General features: G+C 54.4%; 18 protein-coding genes. 15 read left to right on the top strand and 3 right to left on the bottom strand.

Translation table 11 applies throughout. The features are described 5' to 3' along the window. The first annotated feature begins 14 nt into the window (after nt 1-14). Nucleotides 15-926 carry an HlyD family secretion protein gene (locus GM556_RS06720; RefSeq protein ID WP_155573800.1) on the top strand — a complete coding sequence of 304 codons (912 nt, stop codon included), beginning with the start codon at nt 15-17 and terminating at the stop codon, nt 924-926. 1 nt (nt 927) lies between these two features. Further along, entirely contained in the window at nt 928-2,436 is a 1,509-nt protein-coding gene (locus tag GM556_RS06715; RefSeq protein ID WP_155573799.1) for an efflux transporter outer membrane subunit, read from the top strand. Here GM556_RS06715 and GM556_RS06710 read toward each other — a convergent pair. Then, nucleotides 2,426-3,364, bottom strand: a complete 939-nt coding sequence (locus GM556_RS06710) for a glycosyl transferase (protein WP_155573798.1) — start codon at nt 3,362-3,364, stop codon at nt 2,426-2,428. The genes GM556_RS06715 and GM556_RS06710 overlap by 11 nt on opposite strands. Nucleotides 3,365-3,467: 103 nt before the next feature. Between GM556_RS06710 and GM556_RS08625 the strand changes: the two genes are divergently transcribed. The 6 genes from GM556_RS08625 to GM556_RS06685 all read left to right on the top strand — a co-directional run bounded on the left by GM556_RS08625 (nt 3,468) and on the right by GM556_RS06685 (nt 9,513). Continuing rightward, complete coding sequence (locus GM556_RS08625; RefSeq protein ID WP_196424626.1) at nt 3,468-3,626, top strand: hypothetical protein; 159 nt, start codon at nt 3,468-3,470, stop codon at nt 3,624-3,626. Further along, on the top strand, nt 3,626-4,561 hold the full coding sequence (locus GM556_RS06705) for a DnaJ C-terminal domain-containing protein (protein ID WP_155579635.1): 936 nt from the start codon (nt 3,626-3,628) through the stop codon (nt 4,559-4,561). Before GM556_RS08625 ends, GM556_RS06705 begins: the two co-directional genes overlap by 1 nt. A 6-nt stretch (nt 4,562-4,567) precedes the next feature. Beyond that, nucleotides 4,568-4,714 (top strand): hypothetical protein, encoded by a 147-nt coding sequence (locus GM556_RS06700; RefSeq protein WP_155573796.1) that lies wholly within the window; start codon nt 4,568-4,570, stop codon nt 4,712-4,714. Between the two features lie 57 nt (nt 4,715-4,771). Then, a complete protein-coding gene (locus tag GM556_RS06695) occupies nt 4,772-6,310 on the top strand; it encodes a peptide MFS transporter (RefSeq protein ID WP_155579634.1) in 1,539 nt (512 codons plus the stop codon). Nucleotides 6,311-6,527: 217 nt separating this feature from the next. Next, the gene (locus GM556_RS06690; RefSeq protein WP_230873322.1) at nt 6,528-8,126 is read left to right on the top strand and encodes a carbohydrate porin; all 1,599 of its coding nucleotides are present in this window, start codon (nt 6,528-6,530) and stop codon (nt 8,124-8,126) included. Between the two features lie 76 nt (nt 8,127-8,202). Beyond that, complete coding sequence (locus GM556_RS06685; protein ID WP_230873321.1) at nt 8,203-9,513, top strand: outer membrane beta-barrel protein; 1,311 nt, start codon at nt 8,203-8,205, stop codon at nt 9,511-9,513. A 12-nt stretch (nt 9,514-9,525) separates the two neighbouring features. On the opposite strand, the gene queF is transcribed toward GM556_RS06685, so the two are convergent. Then, nucleotides 9,526-10,008, bottom strand: a complete 483-nt coding sequence (gene queF / locus GM556_RS06680) for a preQ(1) synthase (RefSeq protein ID WP_155579633.1) — start codon at nt 10,006-10,008, stop codon at nt 9,526-9,528. A 142-nt stretch (nt 10,009-10,150) separates the two neighbouring features. Here queF and typA point away from each other — a divergent pair, with 142 nt between their 5' ends. Both typA and GM556_RS06670 read left to right on the top strand, forming a co-directional pair. Then, the gene (typA, locus tag GM556_RS06675; RefSeq protein ID WP_155573793.1) at nt 10,151-11,971 is read left to right on the top strand and encodes a translational GTPase TypA; all 1,821 of its coding nucleotides are present in this window, start codon (nt 10,151-10,153) and stop codon (nt 11,969-11,971) included. A 92-nt stretch (nt 11,972-12,063) separates the two neighbouring features. Continuing rightward, nucleotides 12,064-12,357: a putative quinol monooxygenase gene (locus tag GM556_RS06670; RefSeq protein WP_180794229.1), complete on the top strand. Its 294-nt coding sequence runs from the start codon at nt 12,064-12,066 to the stop codon at nt 12,355-12,357. Nucleotides 12,358-12,373: 16 nt separating this feature from the next. On the opposite strand, the gene GM556_RS06665 is transcribed toward GM556_RS06670, so the two are convergent. Beyond that, nucleotides 12,374-13,402, bottom strand: coding sequence for an NAD(P)/FAD-dependent oxidoreductase (locus GM556_RS06665; RefSeq protein ID WP_155579632.1), 1,029 nt, complete (start codon nt 13,400-13,402; stop codon nt 12,374-12,376). 131 nt (nt 13,403-13,533) lie between these two features. Between GM556_RS06665 and tsaE the strand changes: the two genes are divergently transcribed. The 5 genes from tsaE to rnd all read left to right on the top strand — a co-directional run bounded on the left by tsaE (nt 13,534) and on the right by rnd (nt 22,673). Then, a complete protein-coding gene (tsaE, locus tag GM556_RS06660; RefSeq protein WP_370513455.1) occupies nt 13,534-14,016 on the top strand; it encodes a tRNA (adenosine(37)-N6)-threonylcarbamoyltransferase complex ATPase subunit type 1 TsaE in 483 nt (160 codons plus the stop codon). Beyond that, the gene (gene addB, locus GM556_RS06655; protein ID WP_230873320.1) at nt 14,016-17,096 is read left to right on the top strand and encodes a double-strand break repair protein AddB; all 3,081 of its coding nucleotides are present in this window, start codon (nt 14,016-14,018) and stop codon (nt 17,094-17,096) included. The genes tsaE and addB overlap by 1 nt, the downstream gene beginning before the upstream one ends. Continuing rightward, nucleotides 17,093-20,737, top strand: a complete 3,645-nt coding sequence (gene addA, locus GM556_RS06650; RefSeq protein WP_155579631.1) for a double-strand break repair helicase AddA — start codon at nt 17,093-17,095, stop codon at nt 20,735-20,737. Before addB ends, addA begins: the two co-directional genes overlap by 4 nt. 248 nt (nt 20,738-20,985) lie before the next feature. After that, nucleotides 20,986-21,315 carry a thioredoxin TrxA gene (gene trxA / locus GM556_RS06645; protein WP_155573790.1) on the top strand — a complete coding sequence of 110 codons (330 nt, stop codon included), beginning with the start codon at nt 20,986-20,988 and terminating at the stop codon, nt 21,313-21,315. Between the two features lie 143 nt (nt 21,316-21,458). Beyond that, entirely contained in the window at nt 21,459-22,673 is a 1,215-nt protein-coding gene (gene rnd / locus GM556_RS06640) for a ribonuclease D (RefSeq protein WP_155579630.1), read from the top strand. Nucleotides 22,674-22,729: the final 56 nt, after the last annotated feature.

The following is a 22,729-nucleotide window of genomic DNA, read 5'->3' as shown; positions in this document are numbered from 1 at the left end:
GTGGAGAGGGGAGTATGAACTGGTTTCGGCGTCTTATACGCCCAATTTTGACCTTGATTGTCATCGCGGCGGCTGTTGGGCTTGGTTATGTGGTATGGGACCTTTACGTCCTTGACCCGTGGACGCGCGATGGGCGTGTGCGTGTGTATGTTGTTACAGCTACGCCAGAGGTTTCAGGCACGGTTGTGTCTGTCCCCGTTGTGGATAACCAGTTCGTCCATCGTGGTGATCCGCTTTTTACCATCGACCCATTACGGTTTCGGCTAAGAATTGACGAAGCACGCTCTCGTCTTGCTGGCCTTACAGAAGATTATAAATTGAGCATGATGAACGCTCATCGTCGTATGGGACTCGGTGGCGTGGTCTCGCGCGAGGAGCAGGACGTCTTTAACTCCGAGATGGAAGTGCGCCGCGCCCGCGTAGAGGAGGCGCAATCCGCTCTCGATACCGCTTTGCTGAATCTCCAACGCTCCACTGTTTATGCAGCTGTTGATGGCTATGTGACGAATCTTAATTTACGGGTCGGGGATTATGTCACTGCGGGTCAGCCGCGTATGGCCGTGATTGATGCTCATAGCTATTGGGTTTACGGCTATTTTGAAGAAACAAAGATGCACGGCGTGCATGTAGGGGATGTCGCGCGGATTAAGCTTATGGGGTACCGCCATATCCTCAAGGGGCATGTTGTGAGTATTGGTCGTGGTATTAACGATACAAATGGCGTGTCTGATAAGCTTGGCCTACCGGATGTGAACCCAATCTTTACATGGGTGCGACTTGCTCAGCGCATCCCTGTGCGTATTGAACTTGATGAAGTTCCCCCCGAGGTTATTCTCTCGGCTGGTATGACGGCCACCGTTGCGGTGGGGAAAGAGAAGGCCGGTGGACGGGGCTTACTTACAACATGGTTGCAGGATCACCTTTGAGATGAAACCGCGTTTTCTCCCCCTCCTTGTAAGTAGCTGTCTTTTTCTGACCTCTTGCATGGTAGGGCCGGAATATAAACCGGAGAAAATGAAGGTACCGGACCATTTCTCTAGCCAGCCTCACCCTGCCACAAAAGAGGAAATCGCCGAGACAGAGGCAAATTTGCGGGATTGGTGGGCACAGTTCCGGGACCCGGTGTTAAATCGCTTGGTGGAAGAAACACTTAAAGGCAATTACGACCTCCAAATTGCCACTCAACATATTTTGGCGGAGCAATCCATTCGCCGCCAAGCGCAGGCGAATTGGTATCCACAGCTTGATGCTAATGCGGGTGGGGGTGATAATCGCTACTCTATTAATGTTGATAACTGGCCATTACGTCCGGGTAACCCTAACAACCACCCTAATGCCTCTGTTCTGACCTATGGCGCGCGTGCGAGTTGGGAGATTGATATTTTTGGCCATATCGCTCGGCAGGTGCAAGAGCGTAAAAGATTAGTTGAAGTCAGCATCGAGGAACGCCGCGGCCTTTTGCTCTCTCTCCTTAGCCAGCTTGTGACAGATTATATCGAGCTACGCACCGTTCAGACGCAAATCACCGTGACAGAGCAATCCATCCGCACGGCGCGTGATAGTACGCATATGGTGGAGCGTCTTTATGCGAATGGGGTGAGCAACTCGCTGGCTATTGCGCAATCCCGAACAGAAGAACATGCCGAATTAGCGCGTCTCCCCCCCCTCCATGCGCGGCAGGAGCAGTTGATTCATTCTATTAATGTGCTGATGGGGGAAATGCCCGGTAAAGAGCAGCCAGACCTAGAGGAACGGCAGCCTATCCCGACATTGCCGCCTTTCCCGGCGATGTTGCCGTCCACCGTGCTGACCAATCGGCCTGATATTCGCTCCGCAGAGCGGCGTTATGCTGCCAGTGTGTCCCGTATTGGGATTACAATTTCTAATCTGTATCCTAACTTCAGCATTCCGCTGACGTTTAACCCCAATGCCTCTGCGGCCTATCAGGCCTTTCAGATTGGTGGGATGAGCTGGAATGTCATGATGATGGCTTCTTTACCCGTCCTGCATGGGGGGAAATATAGCGCGCAAATCGCCCAAGCGCGGAGCGAGGCTGAGGCAAGCCGCTTACAATATCGGCAGACTGTCTTAAATGCTTTCCGCGAGGTGGAAGATAGTTTGGACGATTGGGAGCAGGATAATGAGCTTGTCCGCCAAGAGCGCGAATCCGCCACGCAAGCTGCATTAGCGTTATCACGCGCGCGTAAGCTTTATGGGGCGGGGCTGACAGGTTATTTGGATGTTCTTAACTCCCAACAAGCTTTTTTATCCCGCCGGACAGCCGCTGTAGCGGCAACGGGGAAGCGCATGGATGATGCTATCTCGCTCTATGTAGCTTTCGGGGCCGGTTGGCAGGGGCGTGAACTTGCAGGTACCACCTTGAAGGTGGAGGAACATAATGGGCAGAATATGTTCCTACGGGCCTTTACGCGTTAAGATTCCCGCTTTGCTCTTGCTGAATCTGTATGAAGGGGAAGCGTAGATTGAGGGCGTGAGAGGTGCCGTTTAGGTCTGGGATGGTCAATGTTACCTTGGGGTCTAGCCGCATGGCATCATATCCTGCGAGATGAACAATCCCCACCGGGTTATGAGGGAAGGTAACCTCGCAGAGCTGACTTGTTTGCGGGTGAAGCATCCATGGCCCGAGATAGTTACACCCTGTAGGCATAAAGGCGATGGGGTAGTTATCATGATAGCTGGTTAAGGCAAAAGCGAGTTGGCTGGAGCTAAATATCTTCCCATAGCGTAAGACACGTTCTTGCCAATAGCGTAAGCGCGGCCAGTGCGGTGCAGTGCGGGAGAGGGCAAAGACCCCGCCATTGAGGGTGGGGCGTACCCCAATGGCGCGGCATAAATGGCGGGGCAGGCGCGCTATACGGGCATTTTTATAAAGAATGGAGCGCAGCTGCGTGAGTGAAAAAGCAAGCCAGCGGAGCCGAAATAACGGCTTATGGAGGAAAAGCTCCGGGATGATGGCGAGGGGTTGCCCCTTTTGCTCTGCAGCGCGGAGGAGGAGGTCAATAGCGGAGCAATCCTGCACCCAACTATCGGCATCTAGCCATAATAGCGTGTCATAATCAGGGAAAAGCTGGTCAAGTGCCATTTTAGAGAGTTCAATGGCGAGATGAGGGCGTTTGCGGAGGGCGCGCGGGGAGACATGAGGAAAGTGACGCGGGGCGCGGTGGAGGATATGCTGTTGTTTAAGCCAGTGGATTTGCGTTCGCTTTAGCCCGCCGTCAATGCAGGCAATCTCTATCGTTGCGAGATGAGGGAAACGCCGTAAGGAGGCCACAAGCTCTTGGAGGAGCGGGAAATAGCGGTGGTCGCTCCCTGTAATAATGAGGCGGCGGGGTGGGGTGGTCATAAAGCAAGCCATAATGGGGGAAGGAAACGCATAGGTAATGTTTGTATCCTCTATTGACCTTATCTGACAAACACCCCACTTCTTTTAGAAGAGAGAGGTTTATATGGTTGAAGCATCGACAGAATCAGCAGCTGATTTTTTGCGTCCTCGTTTGCAATGCCTCATTAAAGAGGCCGAGACGGCAGGTTATGGGCGGGACCGCGTTTTGGCGGTGTTGATTGATTTGTTGGATGATACGAATCTGGAGGCGACAGGGCAATAATGGCAACCGACCCTTACAAGGTTCTTGGCGTAAGCAATACAGCCACCGATAAAGAGATTCGGAGTGCGTATCGCCGTTTAGTTAAGCAATATCACCCTGACCGTAACCCCGGTGATATTAAGGCGGAAGAACGGTTTAAGGAAATTGGTAAAGCTTACGAAGTCCTAGGGGATGAGGAAAAGCGCGGACAGTTTGACCGTGGCGAGATTGATGCGGACGGCCAGCCGCGTGGTCCTTTTGGGGGTGGTTTTGGTGGGGCAGGTGGTGGCTTTGGTGGTTTTGGTGGGGGCTTCCAAGGGGGGAGTTTCACCGCGGAAGATTTAGGCGATATTTTTGGCGGTGCCTTTGGTGGGGGTGGCTTCCGCTCTGCACGGTCGCGCCGTGGTGAGGACCTCCATGGCGAGTTGCGGATTAGTATGGAGGAATGTGCCTTAGGGACGCGCCGGGAGGTAAGTCTTGGCGGAGGGCGTGAGGTCTCAGTTGGCATCCCCGCCGGGATTGAGGACGGTAAGACTCTGCGTTTAAAAGGCAAAGGTGAGCCGGGGCAACCCGGTATGGATGGCCGCCCCGGCCCTGCGGGGGATGTGTTGTTAAAGGTCCATGTCGCAGAGGACCCCTATTATAAACGTGAGGGGCGGGACCTCCGCGTTGTGCAGGATATTGACTTAGCAACCGCTATATTGGGGGGGAAGATTCATGTGCGGACCCCTGCCGGGACCGTGGCGTTGAAGGTAAAGCCACATTCCGATAGCGGGACAATCCTTAGGTTAAGCGGGCGTGGCATCGCTGCGACTAAGACCCATCCGGCTGGTAATTTGCTGGTGAGCTTACGCATTGTTCTTGGGACAATCTCCCCGCAGCTTGAAGCCCTTATACGGCGGGAAGCTGAGGAGAAAGAGGCGCAAGAAGCCGAGATGGAAGCAAGTAAAGGATAAGTGGCCATGTTGTGGGGCATGTCTTTTTGGCAACGTGTTCGGCAATCGAACCTGCTTGGCCTTTTGGTTGCGGTGGTTTTTGTGGTGGGGCTGTGCCTGCTAGGTCTGGCAGGGGTTGCGCTGGTGGATGGGTTTCACCTCGCTGGTGGTTGATTTTTGCGTAAAGGGATGAATAGTAGTTTCTCCCTCGTAATGGAGTAACATGGCCTTATGTCTGACCTTCCGCGCTTAGATGTGACATTCCTCTCCGCGCGGCGGCGGGCTTTTGCTGTTGTCATGGCTATAGAGCTATGGGAGCGGTTTGGCTATTACGGTATGCAGGCCGTATTGACGATCTTTATGGTCGCGCAACTTCATATGCGTGATCATGACGTCAATCTCATGCAAGGGGGGTTAGGCTTCCTTATGTATAGTCTTCCCGTTTTGGGAGGGCTGCTGGGGGACCAGTGCTTAGGCACACGGCGGACCATGCTTTTAGGGGCTTTTGGCTTAACAATAGGCTATGGTTTGTTGGCCCTCTCCTTAGGGCATCAGATGGTATTTTTGCCTGCCCTTACATTAATTGCCCTCTCCAATGGTTTGTTTAAGCCCAATGCCGGGACGTTGGTCCGGCGGATTTATGCGGGGGATGGCACGGCCTTGGATGCTGCTTTTACGCTTTATTATATGGCCATTAATGTCGGCTCGACCGTCTCAATGTTGCTGACACCGTGGCTTCAGCAGCGTTACGGGGCGGCGGTGGCGTTTCTTGCCTGCGTTGTAGGGTTGTTGATTGGGCTGGGCTATTACGCCTTAGAGGGCGGGTATATGCGCCGCTTCCTCGCCCAACGTAGTGCAGAATCTGTGACCTCTCAGTCTGTGGGGGAGCCGCCCTCCATGCCGTTGGTGGAACGGTTGGTAAGCCCGTTATCCAAAGGGATGGTGAGTGCAGGCGTGTTGCTTGCGCTTATTGTGGTGTGGGGGTTTTGCACATGGGTGTTGCATAGTGCGGCATTAGTGCGCTTATGCATCATCATCGCTGGGTTTGGTTTGGTCCTTTTATGGGTGTGGCTATATCTCCGAGCAGAGCAGACAGAGCGGCCGGGTTTGTTGCTGACTTATATCTTGTCCACTCAGACGATGGCCTACCAGATTTTTTATCAGCAAATGCAAACTTCGCTAACGCTTTTTGCGATGCGGGATGTCTCTGGTGTGTATCAGCTAGGGCCATACCGGCTCTTTACGATGTCTGCGGGGCAGTTTCAGGCCCTCAACCCGATTTCCGTTATGCTTTTTAGCCCGTTTTTGGCGTGGCTCTACCGGCGGAGTGCGATGAAAGGGCGTGACGCGTCCCCAGCGGTAAAGATTATCTGTGGTTATGTTTTAGTGGGGGTGGCGTTTCTTATTTGGTGGGTGGCGACATCACAGAGCACAGGGCCTGTTTCACCATGGGTTATGGTGGCGGGTTATGGCACGATGTCCCTTGGGGAGTTGCTGACGATTGGCCTAGGCCTTGCCATTGTTGCACGTTATGCCCCGGCGCGGGTGAGCGCGCTATTAATGGGCGGGCTGTTCCTCCTCTGGGGGGTGGGGATGTACCTTGGTAGTCTTGTAGCAGATTTAGCAAGTTTACCCGCTGATGGCAGCGGCGGTATGGCCGGTTATGGCGCGTTGTTTAGAACCCTCTTTTTAGGCTGCGTGGGGCTATGTTGCGTATTAGTGATGTTGCTACCTGTTTTGCGCCGGTTAGAGCGCGCTCATTGGCTTTAAGGAGAGGGTGGATGCGCCGATTATGACGGTATCTTACTTTATAAATAGATTTCACCACTGGAATTGAACGATAAAATTTATATAAAGGGGGACGAAGTGTATCCTTCCTTCATGCTGCTGCGTTTTAGGGTTTGCTGGCATAGAGGGGTTGTATGTGGGGGTCTTCTTTTTATGAAGGCCCCGGTTTTATCCGCGTAATGGCTATAAAGGCGTGTGTATGTGTGGAATATGGCAAAAAGCTAATGCAGCAATGGCGGGGGCCATTTGTGTGCTGCTGAGCTGCCATGGGGCTTTAGCGCACACCACTGCCCCGGATGATTCACCTCATAACGGGGCGGATATAGCCACAAACACGGCAGCGGCTGAGGCGGAGGTGCGGGCGGTATTATTGAAGCCTAGCCCTCATGAGCATGTAACGCAGGATGAAGAAAAAGCTTTTGGCTCTATGCCATTACCTATTCCCGGTGATGCATTTTCACGCGGGGCAGTGGAGGAGCCAGCACCAACGGCGCGACAAAAAGGGCTACTACCCAATAGTTGGCACGACTTTATCAATCAGGATGGTTTTTTTGGGGATCCGTGGGGTGCGCGTACATGGTTGTCTGACCATGGTGTGAGCGTTAGCGGGCGGTATTTTTCTGATTCTGCGGGCAATCCGTTTGGTGGGAAGTCCCGCGCAGCACGTTACGCCGATGAGGAAGCTCTATCGATTGATTTTGACCTAAAGAAGTTAGCGGGGTTAGAGTTTAATGCCGGTGTGTTGCATTTCCTGACTCTTGCGCGGCAGGGGGCAGGGTTGGGGAATACCTTGCCTGTGATTAACAGCCCGATGGAGATTTATGGCGCAGGTGAGACTATGCGCTTAGGGCGGTTAAGCTGGGAAATGCACTGGAATCACTACGTCCAGACTGAAATTGGTGAAATTAATACCGAGAATGACTTCGAGCAATCCTCCACCTATTGGGGGGCGAACTTATATTGCCAATTTCAAAATAACGGCATTTGCGGGATGCCCCAATCCATCGCGATGAACTCAGGTTATGGGTTTTACCCTACGGCGCATCCGGGGGCATGGGTAAAGTTTTTCCCTGCGGGGAATGATCATTATCTGGTGCAATTTGGGGTGTATAGCGTGGACCCAACCATCTCTGGCGTGCGTAATGGTTGGAAGATGAATCTACACGGGGCGACAGGGACGTTTCTGCCCTTTCAGTTAGGCTGGCACCAAGGGGGAGAGGATGATTATAGCGGCCCGCTGCAAACCAATGTGAAGGTGGGCGGTTATTGGGATACTTCTGAGGTGAAGAATGTATACGGTCAGATGGGCACTTACGGGATTCCCCCTTCAGCTGCGGAGGGAGCCCCGCTTACTAAGGTGCGTGGTCGTTTTGGTGGGTGGTTTCAATTTGACCGGATGTTACAGCGCGATGAGGCGGACCCGCATCGTGGGACGGCGTTTTTTGGCTCCTTTACTTGGGGGGACCCGCGCACGGCTATTGCGCCCTATTATATGACGGCCGGTATTACGCGGAAGGGGACATTCGCAAGCCGCCCAGATGATACAATCAGCTTGGGGATGAAGGTCCTGTGGGCGAATCCTAAAGTGACGCATTGGATTCAACATCTCCAACGCTCTGGCCGTGGGGCGGGACTGTACGCGCCTCACTCTGAGGAAGCGATTGAGCTGAATTACGGCTATCGGCCTGCTCGTTGGCTGCTTTTGCGCCCCGGCTTGCAATATCTTTGGAACCCCGGGGCCATTAAACGCTATAAAGATGCGATGTTGATCGATCTTGAGACGGCCATTGCCTTTTAACGGCCTATTTTGCGGTTGTTCTGTTTTTGAGAAAGAGGATATACTTACGCAAGCGAAACAATAAGCGAGACGTTTCATGTGGAACTGGCGGTATCTTCTGGTGATGGGGCTATGTGGTACGGCTGGTTATGAGGGGCAGGCTGCTTTTGCTGCTCCCCCAGAGCAGGGAGGGACGCTCTCCTCGGCTCCTATTGTGTCTGCTTCAGCTACGGGGCAGCCTGTTGCAGCGAAAACGGAGACGAAGACTTGGTTCTCCGATATTGATGTCGGCCTTCAGCTAGAGGCGGGGGCTATGGCCAATAGTGGGCACCCTCATAACGGGATGAACTTTGGTCAGCTTTTGCAATCACATAGCGATACAGGGTTGCTGAATCAGGTGGCGTTGACCATCACCAAACCGGTTGATCCTATTGGCGGAGGCTACGGGTTAGGGGCGAATATTCAGATGCTCTATGGCTCGGATGCGCGGGCTTATGTCATCACGGGGATTTCTGATCGTTGGTTGAAGCATGATCGCTATCAAATCACGCCCATTCAAGCCAATATTGCTCTGCATATGCCGTGGTTGACGAAGGAAGGGCTGGATGTCCAGGCGGGTATTCTCGCCTCCCCTATGGGGGTAGAGGTGCTAAACCCGGCAGGGCGTGCGTTTTATACGATGACCTATACCGCGCAATATTCTAACCCGTTTGAGCATGTTGGGTTTTATGGGCAATGGCATCTTAACTCACATTATGCGGTGTTGTTTGGTGTAGATGCGGGGAATCAAAAATCCTTTGGCCGTGGGAATAATAATGGGCGTCCTGCTGGTTATGTGGGGTTTAATGCCAGCCAGCTTGCCGGGGGAGCGGTATCGGTAACCTATCTGCTGCGTGTCGGGCCGGAGGATGCGCGCCGTCAGTTGGGGACTCATCGTGCGCATGAAGCGCAACGTTACTGGAATGACCTGAATGCGACATGGCAGATTACCCCTAAATGGAGCCTCACAGCCGAGGCCACACAGGTCCATGATGAAGGGTTGGAGGCCAATACATGGAGCGGCGTCCTCTGGGGGGCTTATGCGGCGACTTCTAGCCTAACCTTTAACGCGCGCGCGGAAGTCTATCGGGATTCGACAGGGCAATTCATCGTGCAATATCCAGAGGATGGCTCTTATGGGCGTGTCCTATTGGGTTTACCGGCGCGGACTTATAGCGCACCAGCGACCACTTATGGGGATTTTTCCCTCAATGCGGTGTGGCGGCCGCAGCTTGGCCATCATGTAAAATTGCTGCAAATTCGGCCAGAAATCCGCTTTGACCGCTCTTTAAACAACACGCGGCCTTTTGCGGATTTCCGGCATCAGAATCGTATTTTGATTGGCGGTGATGTTACACTCGGTTTTTAAGGGGAGAGCGGCTTAGCCACGCCCCCGATAACCGGGCACATCTTGAGGGGGAATCCAAACCTCTGTAGGGGCAGGGCCTGTTTGCCAGAAAACATCAATCGGCATACCCCCGCGCGGGTACCAATAAGCCCCGATGCGGAGCCATTCTGGGTCTAGCAATTCTACAAGGCGTGTGGCGATTGTAACGGAGCAATCCTCATGAAAGGCTCCATGATTGCGGAAGCTGGTAAGATAGAGCTTGAGGGATTTGCTCTCTACAATCCAATCGCGTGGGATATAGTCAATGACGATATGGGCAAAATCTGGCTGGCCTGTCACCGGGCAGAGGGAGGTGAACTCTGGTGCGGTAAAACGGACAACATAACGCCGTCCCTTATGAGGGGCGGGGACGCGCTCTAGCTCCGCTTTATTGGGCGACTCCGGTTGGATGGTTTGGCGGCCGAGCTGGCTTAGGGCATCTGTGCCGGGGGCCGTTGGGCGTGGGGGATGGCTCATAAGGGCCTCCTTTATCTGGGGTTATGGCATAAAATCTATGTTTATGCTCGTCTCATACACGGTTCGGATTTGCAAAAAAATCAGTTTCGGTGCAGTAAGGGCATCATTCTGTTTTACTCTGTTATTTCCTGAAAGATCGTCTATGGACATCCGTAACATCGCCATTATTGCCCATGTCGATCATGGGAAGACAACGCTGGTGGATCAGCTTCTCCAGCAATCGGGCACATTCCGTGAGAATCAAGCCGTCACCGAGCGGGCGATGGACAGCAACGACCTAGAGCGTGAGCGTGGTATTACTATCCTCGCTAAATGTACGTCCGTTGTATGGAAGAATACCCGCATTAACATCATCGACACACCCGGCCACGCCGACTTTGGCGGCGAGGTGGAGCGCATCCTGAGCATGGTTGATGGTGCTGTGATTTTGGTGGACGCTGCCGAGGGGGCCTTGCCGCAAACAAAGTTTGTGTTGGGTAAGGCTTTGGCCCGTGGTTTGCGCCCGATGGTTGTTGTTAATAAGGTGGACCGTGGCGATGCCCGCCCTGATGAGGTGCATGATGAGGTGTTTGACCTCTTTGCAGCATTGGGCGCGAATGATGAGCAGCTCGACTTCCCGATGCTCTATGCGTCTGGCCGCCAAGGCTGGGCAGACCGGGAGCTAGAGGGCGCGCGTGAGAATCTTCATGCCTTGTTTGACCTTATCTTAGAGCATGTACCCAGCCCCGGGCTGGATAAAGATAAGCCCTTCGCGATGGTCTCCACAATTTTGGAGAGCGATAACTTCCTTGGCCGTATCCTGACAGGCCGTATTGAGCAGGGGCGGGCGAAGGTGAACATGCCCATCCGTGCGCTGCGGGCTGATGGAAGTGTGGTCGAGACAGGCCGCATCACCAAGCTTCTCTCCTTCCGTGGGTTGGAGCGTGTGCCTGTTGAGGAAGCTGAGGCGGGCGATATTGTTGCGATTGCTGGCCTCTCTGAAGCTACGATTCCTGATACATTGGCCGAGCCTTCTGTTGAGGAGCCGCTGCCCTCCACACCGATTGACCCGCCGACTCTCTCTATGACCTTCCGTATTAATGATGGTCCGCTCGGGGGGCGTGAGGGCAAGAAGGTGACCTCTCGCCAGATTCGTGACCGCCTCTTTAAGGAGACGGAAGGTAATGTGGCTATTAAGGTGACAGAAAGCCCAGAGAGCGAGGCTTTTGAGGTCGCAGGCCGTGGTGAGCTTCAGCTTGGCGTATTGATTGAGAATATGCGCCGTGAAGGCTTTGAGCTGACCATTGGTCGGCCTCGCGTGTTGTTCCGTGAGAATCCGGAGACAGGCGAGCAGGAGGAGCCGTTTGAGGAGGTCGTCATCGATGTGGACGAGCCTTATTCCGGCGTTGTGGTGGAGAAGATGTCTCTGCGTAAGGGTGTGATGCAGGATATGCGTCAATCCGGTGGGGATAAAGTCCGTCTTACCTTCATGATCCCATCGCGTGGGTTGATTGGCTATCATGGTGAGTTCCTCACCGATACACGTGGCTCTGGGTTGATGAACCGTCTTTTCCATTCCTATCAGCCTCACGCTGGTGCGATTGAAGGCCGCCGTAATGGCTCCCTCATCTCTGCTGAAGATGGTGCAACGACTCCATATGCGTTGTTCTCGCTTCAGGACCGTGGGACACTTTTTGTGGATGCGGGTGAGAAGATTTACGTTGGCATGATTCTGGGTGAACATTCCCGTGAGAATGACCTAGAGGTGAATGCCGTGCGTGAGAAGAAGCTTACGAACATGCGGGCCTCTGGCAAGGATGACGCCGTTGTGCTGGTTCCTCCGCGTAAGATGAGCCTTGAGCAGGCCATTGCTTACATTGAGGATGATGAGCTGGTGGAGGTCACACCTTCTGCGATTCGTCTGCGTAAGCGGTATCTGGACCCGCACGAGCGTAAGCGTGCGGCACGCGGTGCGAAGGGCTAAGCTTTCGCCCATTTGTGAGAGCGTGTAACAAAGGGGAGGCCGGGGCATTATTGTCTCGGCCTTTTCTTCATATGATAGGAGATGAATGCGTCATGGCGAAAAACCTTTATGCCACGATGAAGGCTCTACCCGGCCATCGGGAAAAGGTGGCCAGTCTGCTTACCGCTTTAGCCGAGAATGTTCGTGCCGAGCCGGGCTGTGTGCGCTTTGTGGTCTATACGTTAGAGGCTGAGCCGGACCTCTTTCATGTTGAGGAAAGCTACCGCGATGAGGCCGCCTTTAAGGCCCATATGGGGACCGAGCATGGCCGTGTGTTCAACAAGGCTATCGAGACCCTCGTGGAAGGTGGGGCCTCTAAGGTTGTTTTTCTAAAAGAGATTGCCTGAGGGCAGCGGGGAGGGGTCAGACCTTACCCGGCTGGCCCCGGCTAGTGGAATGTTCAAAACGCAAGGCTTTATCGGGCCGAGCGACATGGTGTGCGGCATGGGCTGCTATGGCCCCTTCGGAAAAGCCTTGGAGAATGAGCTTCATTTTGCCGGGATAATGCGCCACATCACCAATGGCGAAGATGCCCTCTAAGTTGGTTTGCATGGTGGCAGGCTCTACCGCAATCGTGCTGCGCTGCGTCTCCAACCCCCATGAGGCCACAGGGCCAAGGTCGGTTGAAAGACCATAAAAAGGCAGTAGCACATCAGCCTCTAAGGCGCGGACGGTCTCATCTAGTGCAATGACCTCAACATGGCTGAGCTGCCCATCAGTCCCGCGTAGGCCATGAAGTTGATAGGGGACGATTTTCTCAATCGCACCAGCTTCAATTTTGGCTTCGATTTGGGCCAGTGTCTCCGGGGCCCCACGGAAGCGGTCCCGCCGGTGGACGAGATAGAGCGTCTCGGCAATGTCGGAGAGGGATAATGCCCAATCCAAGGCGGAATCACCACCACCTGCTACGACAATGCGTTTACCCTCAAAAGCGGCACGTTTTTTTACATAATATTGCACGCTACCGCTGCGTTCATAAACATCTAGCCCCTCTAGGGGAGGGCGGTTCGGGCCGAAGGCCCCAGCCCCAGCGGCGATGATGATGGCTTTCGCGTGGATGACATCGCCGCGCTCATTACGCAGGGTAAAGGCCCCAGCCTCCCCCTCTAGCTGGCTGATGCGGCTGCCAAGGAGGCGCGGGACGTTAAAGGGGGCGATTTGCTCCTCCAACGCAGCGATTAAATCCCCCCCCGTGATGGAAGGATGAGCGGGGATGTCGTAAATCGGCTTTTCAGGGTACAGGGCCGCGCATTGTCCCCCTACACAATCAAGAACATCAGTTAAGATGCAGTCGAGGCGCAACATGCGGCATTCAAAAGCGGCAAAAAGAGCTGCGGGGCCTGCGCCAATAATGGCGATGTCGGTTGTGTGGGTGGCAGATGAATGTGTCATAATCGTCTCCATAAGCATTTTTTGCCGCGGGGAGTAGGGGGTGATGCCTTTTGCGCGTCATTTACAGGGTATCATTGTGCTATGTTATAAGCCCATAAAGTTAAAGAATAGGGCATAAAGAGCGGTAGAGGGTGGTTTTGCTGATGGATGTGCGTCTTTCCTCCCCAGAGCAAACGGCGGTTTTTGCCCGGCATGTGGCGGGTTTGTTGCAACGGGGGGATTGTCTGGCCCTGCATGGGGAGATGGGGGCAGGCAAAAGTAGCTTTGCCCGTGCCCTGATTCGCGCCCTTGCTGATGATGAAGCGTTGGAGGTTCCCAGCCCGACTTTTGCGTTAGTACAGCCCTATAACACAACATTGGGGTTGGTGTTTCATTATGATTTATGGCGGCTCTCCAGCCCCGATGAGCTTTATGAGTTGTCGTGGGATGATGCTTGTGAAGGTATTATGCTGGTGGAATGGCCAGACCGCGCGGCGGAATTGCTGCCAGAGGGGGCATTTCATCTCACCTTTACACCGGGCGCAACAGAGCAAGAGCGGCATATAGCTTTTCATGGTTGGCCAGAAGAACGCTTAGATACGCTTGCGATGATGTATGAGGGAAACCAAAGCTGATGGCCTCTCATACCCCTATGAATAGCGCGACAATCCCCGCCTCTTGTGCGTTTTTGGATGAAGTGGTTCATCAATGGCTAGCCCGTAATGGGGAGGAAGCAGGGGATGAGATGCGGCGTGGGGGGCATAGCGGAACCATCCTTGTACCCGGTCGCCGTGTGGCACGCGCCCTTATGGAAGCGTTTTTGCGTGTGCTAGATGGCCGCCCTGCTCTTTTACCGGCTATTGTTTCTTTGGGCGATGTGGAGCAGCAAACGCTTTTTCCCATGGCGTTGGATGAGGCCCTCCCCCCCGCTGTAGGGCCTGTTTTTCGCTTAGCCATTCTTGCGCGTTTGATTTTAGCGGCTCCTTTTTTCACTACGGTCTCTGGTCGTGAGGGTGGGACGATTGATCGTGTATGGCCATTAGCCCAAGCGTTAGCAGATCTAATGGATGATGCTGAGCGCAGCGGGGTGGATTTATATGAGGCTCTCCCGAATGCCGTTGCGGATGATTTTGCTGGGCATTGGCAAAAGACGTTAGAGTTCCTCAAAATTGTAACGGAAGCATGGCCTGCCATCCTCAAAGAGGAGGAGCGGAGCAATATCATGGCTCGCCAGGTCGCGTTGATTGAGGCGCAAGCGCGGTGTTGGGCAACGATGCCGCCAGATTATCCGCTTTGGGCTGTAGGGTTTGTGGATGGCTCGGCAGGCGTAGCGGCGATGTTAGGCACGGTGGCTGCCTTACCGCGTGGGATGGTGGTCTTCCAAGGGGTGGATTGCCAGATGGAGGATGCTTTGTGGGAGCATCTCCCCCCCACACATCCGCAAGCTTTGTTCCGAGATGTGTTGGAGCAAATGGGGATAGAGCGGAGCAGTATCGCTCAATGGGGGCGTGTGCAGCGGCCTGCGCGGGAGCGGCTCTTCCAATGTGTGATGGTGCCAGAAGCGGGAATTGCCTCTTGGGGCCAGCCTTTGGCCGATATAGCAGCGTGTTATGAAGGTTTGTCCATTCTACCTGCTGCGGAATCCCAAGAGGAGGCACAGGCGATTGCGCTTATCTTGCGGGATGTGGCGGGTAAGCCGGGTCGTTCTGGCGCATTAGTCACGCCAGATCGTGCTTTGGCAGACCGAGTGAGGGCGGCTCTGCTCCGTTTGGGGATTCATGCTGATGATAGTGCGGGCGAGCCTTTATCCCGCACGCCTAGTGCTGTGTTTATGCGCCTTATTGCTCAGGCGGTGACACGGCAATTCAGCCCGGTGGCGTTGCTCTCTGTCCTCAAACATCCATTGACGGCTCTAGGGATGAGCCCCGGCCGTGCCCGGGCGAGTGCCCGCCTTTTAGAGCGGCGGCTTTTGCGTGGCCCTGCTCCGCAGCCGGGTTTAGAGGGCTTGCGTCAGGCTTTGGAGAGGATGGAGGAGTCTCAAAGGGTGGATTATGGGCATCAAGCTGATGCGCCAGACCAGCCTGAAACATTAGAGAGCTTCTTGGCAGCCTTAGAGGCCGCTTTTGCCCCGATGCGGGCATTAGAGGCTACAGCACGCGTGCCGGAGATGCTGACAGCTTTGCTCCAAACAGCGGAAGCCCTCGCCGCTACGGAGGAGGAAGGAGACGGCCCCGACCAAGCGCGCCCCGGCTCTCGCTTGTGGCGTGGGGAGGATGGCGGTACGCTCTCCCGGCATTTTGTGGAGTTGATGAGCCATACAGGGGACATTCCCCCTCAACCCCTCAGCGCGTTAGATGGGTTCTTGACCACGAGCATGGCTGGTAAGAGTTTGACGGGCTTGCGGGGCTATCAAGATGGTGTGGAGCTTGCCCATCCGCGTATTGCTATCTATGGGGTGTTGGAAGCCAGGCTTTTAGCGTTTGATACCGTAATTCTGGGTGGGTTGAATGAGGGTGTTTGGCCTCCCGTTGCTGATTCCGGCCCGTGGATGAGCCGCCCGATGCGCCAGCGTGTGGGGCTGCCCTCACCAGAGCGGAAGATTGGGGCCCAAGCGCATGATTTTGTTATGGCCGCTCTTGCCTCGGCGCATGTTGTTCTCTCTTACGCTCAGCGGCGCGATGGTGCGCCCACGGTCCCTGCGCGGTGGGTGATGCGTCTTTCTGCTTTTTTGGAGGGGCAAGGCCACGCTTTACAAGAGCATCCCGCCCTAGCATGGCAAGCGATGTTGGATATGCCTGTGGGGGAGGCACGCCCCGTTGCCCCGCCAGAGCCAAAGCCGCCCTTGGCTTTGCGCCCACGCCGTTTGAGTATTACGCGGATTGATACGTTAAAGCTGGACCCGTATGCAATTTATGCACGGTATGTCCTTGGCTTAAAAGCCCTTGCCCCGCTGGAGGAAGGAGCAGAGCATGTTGATTATGGGAAGGTTGTTCATGGTGCGTTAGAGCGCATGATGGCACGTTATCCCACAACGTGGCCCGAACAGGCTTCAGAGCATTTGCATCGTTATTTTGATGACGCGTTGGATGAGGCACAAGTCCATCCTGCTCTTGCAAGTTGGTGGCGGCCCCGCCTGCATCGCATTGCCGATTGGGTGTTAGAGCGAGAAAGTTGGCGGAATGCCGGGCGGGTGAATTGCACCTCGCAAACGGAAATTGCGTTGGATTACGTCATGCGGGATTTACCGGGCGGGGCGTTTTACATCACAGGGCGAGCCGACCGGATTGACGTGCTGGCAGAGCCGGGACAAGAGCCGCAAGGGCGTCTTTTTGACTATAAAACAGGTCAGCTTCCTTCCCAAAAGGATGTTGTTGCGGGGTGGTCATCTCAATTAGTGCTGGAAGCTGCGCTCTTAGCCAAAGGGGCCTTTGAGGGCTTACCCGCCATGGAGGTTGAGGCGTTGCGTTATTGGCGGTTAAGCGGGGGAGAGACACCGGGTGAGGAGGTGCGCATACCCTCTGCCAAAGCAAAGGCGACGTTGGGGGAGCTTATAGGCCCTGCTTTGGAGCAATTACGCCAGCTATTGGCAGATTATGATGAGCCTAACCGGCCTTATCGCTCCCAGCCATGGGCGGGGCGGGAGGCACGTTATAGCGATTATACGCAGCTAGCTCGTGTAGCGGAATGGCGTCTTGCGGGAGGGGATGAAGCATGAGCGCGCATCAAGAGGCTCTTAAACAGGCCAATGAGGCTCAGAGATTAGCATCAGACCCTATGGCCTCGGCCTTTGTGTCGGCTTCTGCAGGGTCGGGTAAGACGAAGTTGCTGATTGACCGGCTGTTGCGGCTTATGTTGCCCATCGCCTATCCCGGTGAGGATGGGCAGCTTATATTGATCGAAGGCTCGGCCCCTTCGCGTATTTTATGCTTAACTTACACTAAGGCTGCTGCGGCTGAGATGGCGCATCGTTTGCAGCAGCATCTTGGGCGGTGGGTCTCCCTTTCTGATGAGGCATTAGGGGAAGCCCTTACGGCGTTAGATGTCCCTAATCTAGCAGAAACGCGGGATTGTGCGCGTGGGCTTTTTCTAAAAGTTCTGGACGCGCCGGGCGGATTGCAGATTGAGACCATCCATGCTTTTTGCCAATCTTTATTACGGCGTTTCCCGCTTGAGGCGGCATTAGACCCTCATTTTTCGCTCATCGAGGAGGCTGATACAAAGCTTGCTCTCCGCCATGCGTTGGAGGAGAGCCTCGCACGCCACCAAGACCCGGTGCAGGTGCTGGCAGGGCTGACAGGCTTTGATAAATTGATGGGGCTTTTAGGGCAGTGCAATGCGCAATCTGGCCTTCTCCAACCGCTTTTGAAGATATGGCAGCATGAGCCAGAGCGCGTTAAGCAGGCTTATCAAAGGCTTTTAGCGTGTGGAAGCCACGGTACGGATGACGTGCTTAAAGAGGCTTGTAGCCTTAAAAATGAGGCAGCATGGCGGGCGGATATTCAAGAAGCCTTACCGGCATTGGCAGAGACAAAACGTGCCCAATTTGGAGAGATTTTAAGCTGGTTGGGTAAGCCCGCAGCCCAGAGGGATAGAACAGTTCTTAAAAAGCTGCTTTTTACTGATAAGGGTGAGAAGCGCGATTTAAGCCGCCATCTAGGGGCAAAGGCCCGCAAGGCAGCACCGGATTTAGCAGAACGCCTCATAGACGAAGCCGAACGTCAAGAAGGGCTAGAGGATTCTATACGCGCTCAGCGTTTATTGGAGGTGAATACCGCTTTTCTCGCCCTCGCTATGCCTGTGATGATGCGCTTTGAGGATGATAAGAAGAATCGCGGCGTTGTGGATTATAATGACCTCATCGCTCGGACGCGGGATGTCTTGCAGGAGCCGGGGGCGGCGTGGGTCCTCTATAAATTAGATGGGGGGATTGACCATCTTTTGTTAGATGAGGTGCAAGATAACTCCGCCCTGCAATGGGAGATTGCCGGGGCTTTGACGGCCGATTTCTTCTCCGGCATCGGGGGGCGGGAGGATACGCCACGGCCTAGGACAGTCTTTGCGGTGGGGGATTTTAAGCAGTCGATTTATAGCTTCCAAGGGGCGGAGCCAGAGCAATTTCATAAATGGCGGCAGATTTTTGCACATCGTGTGCAAGAGGCCGGGCTTTTATGGCGGGAGCCAGAGTTGAATGTCTCATTCCGCTCTCTGCCGCCGGTTTTGGCAATGGTTGATGCCGTCTTTACGGGGGAACAAGAAGGGGCGCGGCAGGCGATTGATGGTTTGCGGGAGGCAGGGGATAGAGCCCCGCTTATTCATCAATCGGCACGTTCTGGCGGTGGGGGGCGTGTGGAGTTATGGCCGCTTGTCCCTGCTGATGCTCAAATAGCGTCACAGTTGGACATAATAGAACCAGCAGAGAATAACCCATGGCGGGCCCCTCATAAAAATGAGGAGCAGCGCAGTGCCCCCCAACGTCTTGCTGATGCGTTAGCGCATTATATCCAACAGCAGATAGGCCAACCCTTACAGCCCGGCGCAGCCCCGCTAAAAGCCGGGGATGTGATGATTCTCGTGCCGAAACGCTCGCCTTTCTTGCGGATGCTCATCCGGGCTTTAAAGACGCGCGGCCTCCCTGTGGCAAGCTTCATTCGGGCTGGGCTGGTGGAGCAAGCAGCCGTGCAGGACCTTATGACGCTTTGTGATGCGTTGCTTTTGCCGCAGGATGATTTAAGCCTCGCGAGCGTGCTGACCTCTCCTTTTGGGGGGCTAAGTGATGAATCGCTCATGGATTTGGCGACATGGGATGGCAAAAAACAGGCTCTCAAGCAGGTTCCGCTTTGGAGTGTGTTAAATCAACGCCATGAGGAACGGCCAGACTGGCATGCAGCTTGGATGTGCTTGCAGGGCCTTTATAAGCGCGTAGATTATGACACGCCCTATGAGATTCTCGTGCAGGCCCTTGGCATACAAGGCGGGCGCACACGCTTCCTCTCTCGCCTTGGGCCTGAAGCTGCAGAGCCGATTGATGAGCTTCTTACGGCAGCTTTAACCTATGAGACGCAACATCCCCCATCCTTGCAAGGGTTTTTGCAATGGTTGCGTGCCAGTACGGTGGAGAGCCAGCGTGAAGCTGAGACGGTGATTGATGCTGTACGGTTAATGACGACTCATCGCTCTAAAGGGTTGCAAGCGCGGCTTGTTATTCTACCGCATACAACGCACGGCCCCGGCAAAGCTGATCCTTTATTATGGGCTGGGCTAGAGGGAGATGATGTAGAGGGGCCGTTATGGGTCCCGCAGACGAAAATGCATTCAGAGCAAACAACATTTTACAGCGCGCAAGAGCAGGAACGCCAGAGGGAGGAGAGTAACCGCTTGCTCTATGTGGCTCTAACACGGGCGAGTGATGCGTTGCTCATTTGTGGGTGGGAGCCGAAGCAAGCCCCTAAAATCCCCACATGGTATGACTATTGCTATCAGGGCTTGCGTGCACTTCAAAGTCAGACAATCGAGCGTTTGGCTTCCTATCAGCCGGTTGCTTCACCCTTTGAGGGAGGATGGGAGGGTGAGAAGATCGTGCTGGAAAGACCTGTCGAGGCTGCGGTCTCGTCTAAAGTAGCAGAGCCTCATCCAGTGGCTCCCCCTATTTTGCCGGAGTGGATGGGCCATGCCCCTGATTGGCAGATACAGCCCGCCCCGCATGAGGATGCGTTGGCCCGCCCGCTCGCACCGAGTCGGCCTGATAGTGCGGCTTATGGTCCATTACCAGCAGCGCGTTCACCTTTGGAGATTATGCGTGAGGGGTTGGTGATTCCACAGCCTGTTAAACGGCGGCAAGATGCGATGGAGCGGGGTGTGCTGGTCCATCGCCTGTTGCAATTCCTTCCCGATATTGCTGCGTTAGAGCGGCAGGAGAAAGCAGAATCATGGTTGCGGCATACGATGCCGGGTGTGGATGAGGTGGAGATTATACAGCTTGCAAAGCAAGTGGTCTCTATTGTGGAGATGCCTTTATTAGCCCCGCTTTTTGGGCCGGGAAGCCGAGCCGAGCAAGGCATATCAGGGACGTTGGGCCGTGCGGGAGATGGCACAGGCCGCGTTGTGTTGGGTCAGGTCGATCGCTTTTGTTTTGATGGACAAACGGTGTGGCTGTGCGACTATAAAACGGGTCATGTTCCTTCCCAACCGGGGCGTATTCCGGCGGCGTATCGGGCGCAGATGGCGAGTTACCGGCGTGTTATGCAAGGGCTTTATCCGGGGCATGAGGCACGGTGCTTCCTTGTATGGGTCGATGGCCCGTTGGCAACAGAGTTACCTCCCGCCTTATTGGAGGAAGCGTTGCAGTCCGTAAGGTAGAGAGTTGGCTAAGGGCAATGATTTATAGGATTTACATATAATTCAGACCAACAATACCGATTTCCCAAGGAGCAGCATCAACGGCATGGATAAGCGTACTAGGTGAGTTCACATTTCTGGGTAAAAGAGCGTTCAAGTGGCTCAAGAGCAAAGCTGCTTTGTTGAGTAGCCCAGTGGTCAGCGTCTCTGAACTATGGCAGGGACAACAGGATGTGAGAGTTTATAGAGAGTCCGAGGGGGAGTGTACGATGAGTGAACATACGATTGCAGTGACGGATCAAGCCTTTGAGAATGATGTGCTGAAGGCAGAAGGCTATGTTCTGGTGGATTTTTGGGCAGAATGGTGCGGCCCATGCCGGATGATTGCCCCAGCGTTAGAGGAAGTCGGCAAGGATTATAAAGGCCGTGTCACCGTTGCGAAGTTGGATATTGATGCTAACCCAGAGACACCAACAACCTTTGGTGTGCGGAGCATCCCGACCTTAATTCTCTTTAAGGAGGGTAAGCCCGTTGCGCAGCAGATGGGGGCATTGCCGAAGAGCCAGCTTAAAGTATGGTTGGACTCTCATATCGGTTAATCAGCCTGATGCGCTTTGCGCACTAAGGTAGAGATGAAAGCTCGGTAACAGGGAGGGGGTCTTCCTGCATTGCCGAGCTTTTTTATGGTGTTATCGTGCGGCAGAGAGATGGTCAGCTTTTGTAGGAGGGTGTAAGAGGGGGTATGTCTAAAAAGCGAGTGTTCCCGGCCCCTGTTATGATAACCACCTCTGCCGGGGTGGCCTCTATATGCGCTAAATTGCAGCATGAGCCTTTTGTTACGATAGATACGGAGTTTGTTAGGGAGAGGACCTATTGGCCACGTCTCTGCTTGGTACAGCTTGGCGGGGTAGATGATGTTGCCTTGATTGATACATGCGTACCGGGGATAGACCTCTCCCCTTTGGCGGCTTTGTTGGCTGAGCCAGATTGTGTGAAAGTTTTCCACGCAGCACGGCAAGATTTAGAGATTTTCCTGCATTTATTTGGGCGGTTGCCCGTTAATGTGTTTGATACACAAGTAGCGGCTATGGTGGCGGGTTTTGGGGAGCAAGTGGGGTATGATAACCTCGTAGCCTCCCTTACGGGGCAGTCGATTGATAAATCGCATCGTTTTAGTGATTGGGCGGCGCGTCCGCTCTCAAAAGCGCAAATTGCGTATGCAAGTGCTGATGTAACGCATCTGCGGGTGATTTATGAGATGCTCCTCCATCAGTTAGAGGAGCAAGGGCGGCTTGCATGGGTTAAGGATGAATTATCTGCTTTGGCAGATGAGCGTGTGTTCCGGCCTGATGTGCAAAAATTATGGAAGAAGCTAAAGCCACGGACGCATAACCGCAAAGTTCTTGCGATTTTGCGGGAGATTGTCGCATGGCGCGAAGGGGCAGCACAGCAAGAGGATGTCCCGCGTCAGCGCATTATTCGTGATGAAAGCTTGTTGGAGATTGCCGCAGTCCATCCGCATACTATAGCCCAGCTGATTCGGATTCGCGGGGTGACGGCGGAGTTTGCAGAAGGGCCGTTAGGGCGGGCTTTATTGGCAGCAGTGCAGCAAGGTGAGCAATGTCCAGAGGAAGCTCGGCCAGAGCTTCCCTCTCGCCGCAAAGGCGATGGCCCGCGCGCTCCGGCAGGAGTATTAGCCTTATTGAAGGTGCTTCTTACTGTGCGGAGTGAGGAAGGCAAGGTGGCCTCACGGCTTATTGCCTCTGCTGAGGAGCTGGAGCGTCTGGTCCAAGGAGAGCAGGACTTACCTGTCCTGACAGGGTGGCGGGCGCGTTTATTCGGCCGGGAGGCGCAAGCTCTTTTGCGTGGTGAGACCGTTTTATGTGTGGAAAAAGGGCAGTTGCGGATTATTGAGCGGGGGGCTCATGCCCCTATGAATATGGGGCAGAAAGGTTAGTTTTGAGCTAACCTTATTTTCCTGATAAAAGCGTAGCGTAAGAGCCCCGTAACAAC

It is taken from the genome of Bombella sp. ESL0378 (assembly GCF_009725845.1).
Taxonomy (GTDB): domain Bacteria; phylum Pseudomonadota; class Alphaproteobacteria; order Acetobacterales; family Acetobacteraceae; genus Bombella; species Bombella pollinis.
Note: the sequence above shows the minus strand (reverse complement) of the source record. Positions and strands in the feature narration are given on the sequence as shown.